This is a genomic window from Pseudomonas sp. SDO5591_S426 (genome assembly GCF_054070755.1).
On record NZ_JBSVXD010000425.1, the window covers coordinates 1 to 401 of the forward strand.

Consider the following 401-nt stretch of genomic DNA (forward strand, 5'->3'; position numbering starts at 1 on the left):
GGCGGCAAGGTGGAAAAACTCGAGGGCAACCTGGCGAGCGGGTATTACATCCAGCCGACCCTGCTCAAGGGCACCAACAAAATGCGCGTGTTCCAGGAAGAAATCTTTGGCCCGGTGGTGAGCATCACCACCTTCAAGGACGAAGCCGAAGCCCTGGCCATCGCCAACGACACCGAGTTCGGCCTGGGCGCCGGCCTCTGGACCCGCGACATCAACCGCGCCTACCGCATGGGCCGTGCCATCAAGGCCGGTCGTGTCTGGACCAACTGCTACCACCTGTACCCGGCGCACGCCGCGTTCGGCGGTTACAAGAAATCCGGCGTCGGCCGTGAAACCCACAAGATGATGCTCGATCACTACCAGCAGACCAAAAACCTGCTGGTGAGCTACGACATCAATCC

The 401-nt window shown here is 61.1% G+C and carries 1 pseudogene; it reads left to right on the top strand.

From position 1 onward, the window contains the following. Positions 1-401: pseudogene (adh, locus tag ACW9JC_RS30425) on the top strand (aldehyde dehydrogenase); the annotation flags it as partial.